The sequence below is a fragment of the Mycobacterium sp. TH-M25 genome (assembly GCF_057473665.1).
On the sequence record NZ_JBYCLA010000541.1, the window covers coordinates 1 to 5928 of the forward strand.

Sequence of the window (5928 nt, forward strand, 5' to 3'; positions counted from 1 at the left end):
CGCCAAGGCCACTGATTCTGGATGTTGGCCGTCGAGAACCGCCTGCACCGCACGCATTCTCATCGCTTCAAGCGTTCCGTGATCGAGCCTGCGGCCCTCATCCTCTCGCACAACATAATTCAACCACAAAGTCGACTAACTAATGACCGTTTTAGTAACAGCTCCTCGACGGGTTGGGCCACCACAGTCAGTCGCCCGCACCCGCCTTGATCCGGGCCGCTCAGACACACATAGCGGCGCACCCGATTGTCGGGATTAACATGGCGGGCTTGGGAATACAACCTGTTGCCGCAGCGCCCGCAACGCAGCAACCCCGACAGGAGATAGGTGCGCGGGGCGCGGGTTTTGGTGAGCGCGCGGGCAGTCATGCGGGCCAACACCTGATCCCGCTGCGCCGGGGTGATGATCGCCTGCCACGCTGCCTCACCGATGACCTGGCCGTGATGCTCGCGCAGCCCGGCGATGCGGCCCGAGCACAGGATTTGGCGCACCGCCGAGGTCCGCCACGACTTCGATGCCGCCGGCGCGGTACCGGAGTCATTGAGCCACACCGTCAATGACCGGATCGAGGCCCCCGCCAGGTAACGATCCACCACCTCCCGCACCACCGCAGCCTCCGACTCACGCACGGTGATCTTGTCAGGCTCATAGCCGAACGGGCGCACCGAACCATGCGGCAATCCCTGTTCGGCGTTCTGCAACATCTTGCGCCGAATACGCGCGGACTTACGCCCGGACTCCTTCGCGGCGAACGCAGCGAAAATCCGGGCCATAAACAACCCATCATCATTTCCGAGATCGATATCGGCAGTCACGGTAGCGACATCGCGCACACCCACCGACTCACACAAAGCGACAAACTCTTCCAACTCCACCGGGCGGCGATGCAACCGGTCCAAGTTATAGACGATCACCGCATCCCTAGCACCCGACTTCAGATCGGCCAGCATCCGCACATACTGCCGTCGTGGTTTACCCGAGAACGCCGACACATCGTTGTCGACATACTCATCACCCACCGGCCAGCCCCGGTCAGCGGCCAGCTTGCGGCAATCCTCCAACTGCCGCGCCACCCCCAGCCCGGTGCCCTCCACATCGGCCGAGATGCGGGCGTAGATCGCCGCCGACCGCACCGCGGCGCGTTGACCGGGCGTTTTCGCTTTCGCCATGAGGGTAGTTTAGCGACATTTCAGCTTGGACGCGTGCGTGGGCCCGCCGTCGGCGTGGGGGATAGTGTGGTCGAGGTCGCAGCGGGTTGCGGGTCGGTCGCAGCCAGGGAAGCGGCAGGTCAGGTCGCGGCAACGGACGAAGTCGGCCAACGCCTGCGACGGCCGATAGCCCGCCTCGGCCGGCGCGTCAGCGGGGTGGATCAGCGTTCGCAGCTTGGCCGATTTCGCGAGCTCGGCGAGCAGCTCGGCGGGGATGAGCGCGTCGCTGCCGATCATCGATCCTGGCGCGGCTCCGTCGATTCCGGTCTGGTCCGCGATCACGTGAATCAGCACTGGGCTCGGTGGGGGTGTGGACGCGGCCGGGCAGTCAGACCGTGCGCAACGGCAGGCAAGCCGGTCAGCTCCGATTGCCAACGCGCCCATGGCATCTGCGCGGCGCTGATTGCGGGTTCGCGGATCCTCGGCACACACCGTCGCGGCCAAGGCGTCTAGTCGGGCGTCAACGGCGTGGGCATCGGTGGTGTGCAGTCGACCGAAGATCTCGGTCAATCCGTCCGCGTCGCCCCAGATCGACACTTCCCGGTCGCCGCGGCGCTCGCGACGCCGCCGCACTGCATCCAGGTCAGCGCGGGACACGATTCGGTCGACGTAATTACCCAGCCGGCCCTGCGTGATTCCAGGCCACCGCGTGACCTTGACCGCCAACGTCGCATCGACGGCGGCCAGCACGTCGGGGTCGGCGATCAGATCGGTGCGGTAGACAATCGTCTGAAACGTCCGGTAATCGATATCGCCGGCCACCAGCAGCGCGCCCACCCGCGGCAGCCGCGACCGCATCGCCCGCGCGTAGTCCAGATAACTGTCCGCCATCCCGCGCGTAATGCTCAGCGCGGCGGCGATCTCGTCGGTAATCGCGTCGTGGGTGTCGGTGCCCCAGGTCTCGCGCTCGCCAAAATGCCTCAGCCACAGCAGGTCCAGCTCGCCGACTATCGCCAACCGGTGGCCCGCGGCACGGTTCTCGGCCCGCGCCGCCGCGCGAAGCAGCTGCATCGTCGAATCGAACATACATGCGATTATGACAGAGCGGTCCGACACCGAGAGACGCCTCCGTTCAGGTGCTACTCGCTGATCGAGATGGCCTGCCGCGGACACTGGCGCACCGCGTCGAGCATCCGTTCTTCGTTCTCGGGGGTGACTTCGTCCTGCAATATCGTCAACGTGTCGTTGTCCTCGAGCCGAAACACCTCGGGGACGACGGCCATGCAGACCCCGTTGCTCTCGCACAGTCCCCAGTCGACTTCTACTCTCATCGCAATACCTTCACCGGTACGTTCAGCCAGCCCGCGACGTTCTGCATGGTGACGCGTTTACACCTATCCCACTGCACTTCGTAACTAGGCATGAAGTCGAGCAGCTTCTCGAGTGCGATCCGGCTTTCCATCCGCGCCAGCGCGGCGCCCAGGCAACTGTGAATGCCGTACCCCAGACCGAGGTGCTGCGCCTCGGTCTGATCGCGGTCGATGTCGAAGGTGTCGGCGTCGGTGAATGCGTCCGGATCGCGGTTGGCCGCGGCGTTCATCACGAATACCGGCTTCCCGGCCGGAATCGTGCCGCCGCTGGTGTGCGCCTCCTTCAGGGTGTACCGGACGTTGTACTGCACCGGGCCTTCGTAGCGGAGCAGCTCTTCGACGGCGGCGGGCACCTTGCTGCGGTCTGCCAGCAGCTTCTGCCATTCGGCGGGATTGCGTGCGAAAAGCACTGTCGCACTTCCGATCAACTTGGTAACCGTCTCCGCGCCGGCCCCGCCGAGCAACGTGGCGAAGCTGCAGATTTCGATGTCGTCGAGTCGGCGCAATGTGCCGTCCTCGCCGGGGATCTCGGCCGCAATTAGCCGGCTGATCATGTCGTCCTGGGGGTTCTCGCGGCGTTCCCCGACCAGCCCGTAGTAGTACATCGCAGTGTCGATGTTGGCTTGCATGCCGGCTTCGCTGACTTCGATCTGGCCTGGTTCGCGGCTCAGACTGATGTCGATCCAGTGCCGCACCTGCTGACGGTATTCGGCAGGCACCCCGGCCATTCTGGTGATGACTTCGACCGGGAAGGGGCCGGAAAAGTCTTGTACGACATCGAAATTGTCGGGATCCACGGCGGACAGATACTTGTCGGTCACCTCAGTCACGTCGTCGCGCTGTGACTGGATGGCCCGCGGCGTGAAGGCCTTGTTGAGCAGGCTGCGCATGTGGCGGTGCTCCGGCGGATCCATGAAGATGATGGACCGCATATCGGCGGGGATGCCGTTGCGCACCATCGCCAGGTCGCAGCCCCGGCTCGAGGAGTAGGTTTCGTGGTCTTTCAACGCCGCGGCCACATCCTCGTGACGGGTGATCGCGTAGAAATCCTCCTGCTCGTCGTAGTAGAGCGGGGCGTCCTGCCGCATCCGTCGGTAGATGTCGAAGGGGTTCGCGAAGAACTCCTCGGAGAACGGATCGAAGACGACCTTCGGCTTGGTCATGACACCCTCCTCGCCGCCCGGGGAGCGGCTACACCGTTACGACGGAATGCTCGACTGTAACGCTAACGGTAGATGCTTCGTCGCGTGTCGAAAAGGCCCTAACGCTGCCCGGGAATGACGGTTTCGATGGCCTCGTCCAGCGCACCGAGGTCGCGGCCCAGCTCAGCGGCGAGTTCTCTGACCACCGCGACGTCTTTGCCGATAAATTCGCCTGCGGCTTCGATGAATGACGCCAGCGATCCTCGCGCGGCGACGATCTCCAGGACCCGGCTCGCAGCACTGCCGTGCGCCAGGGCGGTGAGCAATGTGGGTTCCGCAACGCCGAGCTGTGACGCCAACTCGACGCCAGCAGACAGCAGCCCGATCTGCGCCGCGAACAACGCGTTGTTGACCAGCTTCACCTTCTGGCCCGCCCCGAGCGGTCCAACGTGCAGGATCGGGTCGCCATAGCAGCTCAACACCGGCCGGACCCTGACGACCGCTTCGTCGGCACCCCCGACGAACAGTGTCAGTGCGCCAGCAGCCGCATGGTTCGGGCCACCGCTCACCGGTGCATCGACCACCTCGACACCACGCTCGGCGATGGCCGCCGCGGTGTGTGGGCTTCCGGTGGTGTGCAGCACCAGCGTGGAGTCGGGCGGCATCGCCGCGACCAAGCCGTCGGCCAGACAGACGTGGCGGACCTGCTCGTCGGTGAGCACGCAGAGCACCACCGCCTGCGCATCCGCGCATACCAACGCAACCTCGTCGACGGCTTCGGCGCCCGACTCGGTGATGGCCGACCGCTGCTCCGCAGAGCGGCCCAACACCCGGACGTGATGGCCGGCTTCGACGAGGCGGCTCACCATCGGCCGGCCCATCCGTCCCGCTCCCACGAATCCGATTCTCACCGCGGATGTGCCATGAGCGACAGCGTGGCATCGGCAGCGTCGAGGACGGCCCCGCCGGACGCAGCCGCTGCGTCGACCACCGCGGCGAGCAGGCGGACGTCTTTCTGCAACAGCGTGCCGGCCATCTCGGCAAGCCGCGTCAAACCGGCAACATCACCACCAAGCACGCTGAGCGCGTGACTATTTCCGCTGCCGTGGGAGATGACCTCGGAAAGGCGCTCGGGTAAGACGCCCAGCGCGTCACCGAGCGCCAGGGTGGTGGCCGCGGTGCCCAGGTTGGCGGTGAACAGCAGGTTGTTCAGCAGCTTGGCGGTCTGCCCGGAGCCCAGTGCTCCCAGATGAACGATCGGATCGGCGTAGCTCGCGAAAACCGGACGGCACCGTTCGACGACGTCGTCAGGACCGCCGACCATCACGAGCAGCCGGCGCTCGGCGACGGCCGGTGCGCCACCGCTGACCGGCGCGTCGATCACCGAACTACCCTGCACAGCAGCCGCTTCCGCCAGCTCGCGGCAGGTCTCGGGATGCACTGTGCTGTGGATCGCGAGCACGCCACCCGGTTTGAGTCCGGCCAGCACCCCGTGCCGGCCGGTGGCGACCTCCACCACGTCGGCATCCCCGACCACGCACAGGCAGACCAGGTCGCTGGCGGCGGCGAGTTCGGCCGGTGACCGGGCGACCGTGGCGGCAGTGTGGGCGAACGGCTCGAGCGTGGCAGGTCGGCGGGCCCACAGCGTCGTCGGGAAGCCGGCGTCGATGATGCGCCCTGCCATCGGTGCGCCTTGGCTGCCGAGGCCGATGAATCCGACGTCGATCACCGGGTCTCCACGCAGCTGTCGGCGAACGCGAAAACCGCCGCGTGATAGGTCGCGGCGGTGTGGCCGACGCTGATGTTGTGCCCAGCCCCGGATTGCTCGTTGATCTGAAACCTTGGTGCGTTGGTGAACATCGAGGCAATCTCGGTCTGTGCCGCTGCATCGCACTGCCAAATCTTCTCGTGCTCGGCGACGCTGAATTGCACCGGAATCCGCACCCCCGGGGCCAGGGCCGGAAAGTCCTGACCTGTCCAGTTGGACACCATCTGGGTTTCGTAAGGCGGCGCACCCTGATAAATAGTTGCGCCCTTGAGTACCTCGGGCGGATAGAGTTCGGTTGGATGCCATAGCAGTTCGCGCAATCCCGCCAGGCGGTGTTCCCGGCCGGCGGTGTTGAGAATCTCGCGTGCGTCCGGGTGGTAGCGCCGGCCGGTGCCGGCGAGTTCCATGCCGATCAGGTCGGTGGGCTGCTCGGCAGAACCTCCCGTGGCCATTCGGATCGCGAGCTCGCAACCACCGGAGTGCGCCATCAGGAAAAGACC

4 protein-coding genes and 3 pseudogenes are annotated in these 5928 nt (G+C 65.6%); all 7 read right to left on the reverse strand.

Annotation, left to right across the window (positions count from 1 at the left end):
• Positions 1 to 155: 155 nt before the first annotated feature.
• Positions 156 to 1169 (reverse strand): annotated as a pseudogene (locus AC2VOU_RS18065) (recombinase family protein); the annotation flags it as partial.
• Between the two features lie 15 nt (positions 1170 to 1184).
• Positions 1185 to 2219, reverse strand: a pseudogene (locus AC2VOU_RS18070) (HNH endonuclease signature motif containing protein); the annotation flags it as partial.
• A gap of 68 nt (positions 2220 to 2287) precedes the next feature.
• Positions 2288 to 2479 (reverse strand): ferredoxin, encoded by a 192-nt coding sequence (locus AC2VOU_RS18075; RefSeq protein ID WP_486958610.1) that lies wholly within the window; start codon positions 2477 to 2479, stop codon positions 2288 to 2290.
• A complete protein-coding gene (locus tag AC2VOU_RS18080) occupies positions 2476 to 3681 on the reverse strand; it encodes a cytochrome P450 (RefSeq protein ID WP_486958611.1) in 1206 nt (401 codons plus the stop codon). Before AC2VOU_RS18080 ends, AC2VOU_RS18075 begins: the two co-directional genes overlap by 4 nt.
• 98 nt (positions 3682 to 3779) lie before the next feature.
• Entirely contained in the window at positions 3780 to 4571 is a 792-nt protein-coding gene (locus tag AC2VOU_RS18085) for an NAD(P)-dependent oxidoreductase (protein ID WP_486958612.1), read from the reverse strand.
• Complete coding sequence (locus AC2VOU_RS18090) at positions 4568 to 5386, reverse strand: NAD(P)-dependent oxidoreductase (RefSeq protein WP_486958613.1); 819 nt, start codon at positions 5384 to 5386, stop codon at positions 4568 to 4570. Before AC2VOU_RS18090 ends, AC2VOU_RS18085 begins: the two co-directional genes overlap by 4 nt.
• Positions 5386 to 5928 (reverse strand): annotated as a pseudogene (locus AC2VOU_RS18095) (alpha/beta hydrolase); the annotation flags it as partial. The pseudogene AC2VOU_RS18095 and the gene AC2VOU_RS18090, both read right to left, overlap by 1 nt.

Bases quoted from the DNA above. Each gene is read 5' to 3' on its own strand.
- AC2VOU_RS18075 (WP_486958610.1), bottom strand. From the start codon at position 2,479: ATGAGAGTAGAAGTCGACTGGGGACTGTGCGAGAGCAACGGGGTCTGC.
- AC2VOU_RS18080 (WP_486958611.1), bottom strand. From the start codon at position 3,681: ATGACCAAGCCGAAGGTCGTCTTCGATCCGTTCTCCGAGGAGTTCTTC.